The organism is Acinetobacter sp. YH16044, assembly GCF_013417145.1.
In the GTDB taxonomy this organism is placed as follows: domain Bacteria; phylum Pseudomonadota; class Gammaproteobacteria; order Pseudomonadales; family Moraxellaceae; genus Acinetobacter; species Acinetobacter amyesii.
Map to the genome: position 1 here is coordinate 1 of NZ_VPEK01000160.1, position 1,221 is coordinate 1,221.

Below are 1,221 nucleotides of genomic sequence, written 5' to 3' on the forward strand. Positions count from 1 at the left end.
TTTTGTTTTAGCCGATGCCTAAAAAACGATACCTGACTCTTACAGTCTAACCTCGTTCAACGGTGTTGCTCGGACCCATAAATAGCAACTCATTCTTGTTAGAAGAATTTTCCACTATTTACTTCATTTTTATCGACCATTGGGCACAGAAATGGTCCATAAAGCAATATAAAATATTACTTTATACTTCTAATCATAAGCTACATATTCAATGAATGCAATCCTATTTACATAACCTCAAACTTTACTTAACAAGGAAATACCTAATATATTTTCCTTTGGAATACCACTTCGGACCAAACATTCGATTGCTGAGTTAATAGTACTTCCTGAACTAATCAGATCCTCAATGAATATATAATAATGATCAGGATAAATTTTAAAGTTTTCCACCAACTTCAATGTCGATATATATGGTCTAATTCTTACATCAACAGCTTTCATTTTAAATACAGAATGCGGATCATCTTTTAACTTTTTTAAATCAGATAGAACTTTATTCGCTAATTTTTTTAGTTTTTTAGGTACTTCTACTTTAGAAAAGTCTTCATAAATTTCACTTATAGTTTTTTTTTCAAAACAAGCTTCATAAACAGATACAGGCTCTTTGAAACTATCACAGTTACTAATTGATATAGCTGTATCATAAACAACATTACTTGATGATGGTATGCATAAAATATTATTAAATATTAGATGTTTATTGATGATTTTTTTTATTATTAAATCTCTGTTAATTGAAAATTTCCCCCATTCTTCAGTAGTAATGGAATATCCTTTCATCTCTTTCAAAGCAAATATTAAAGGATTTCCATCCCCTGGATTATTTTGCCCGTTCGATTGAGTATGTAACCTTCTGAAAATACTATAGACTAAGACCCCGCTATACCGCTGTGATTGCGGATTAGACTCTATAGATGTGTTAACTAAAAATTCACGGTTTGGATCAAAATATGCCTGCTTACTTTCTGTAACTATTAATCCCAACAGACACTCCAAAAACTCTAAAAAATAATACTTAATCTTATACTTTATTACTCTTAAATATGAAGTTTAATCAATATAAAATTAAATTAATCATTAATTTAAAGTAAGACTTAAAAATTATTTAACATAAAATCTCTTATACGAAATTTGAATATTAAAACCTTAAAGATTAAATAACTTTCTGTCTCTTTCTTCAGTTAAATACTCGTTCATTTCAGCAAGTATTTTTTCCTT

1 protein-coding gene and 1 pseudogene are annotated in these 1,221 nt (G+C 28.5%); both read right to left on the minus strand.

What is annotated here, in order from left to right; genetic code table 11:
- Positions 1-237 precede the first annotated feature (237 nt).
- Positions 238-987 (minus strand): hypothetical protein, encoded by a 750-nt coding sequence (locus tag FTV38_RS17715; RefSeq protein ID WP_180023070.1) that lies wholly within the window; start codon positions 985-987, stop codon positions 238-240.
- A gap of 162 nt (positions 988-1,149) precedes the next feature.
- Positions 1,150-1,221 (minus strand): annotated as a pseudogene (locus tag FTV38_RS18275) (mobilization protein); the annotation flags it as partial.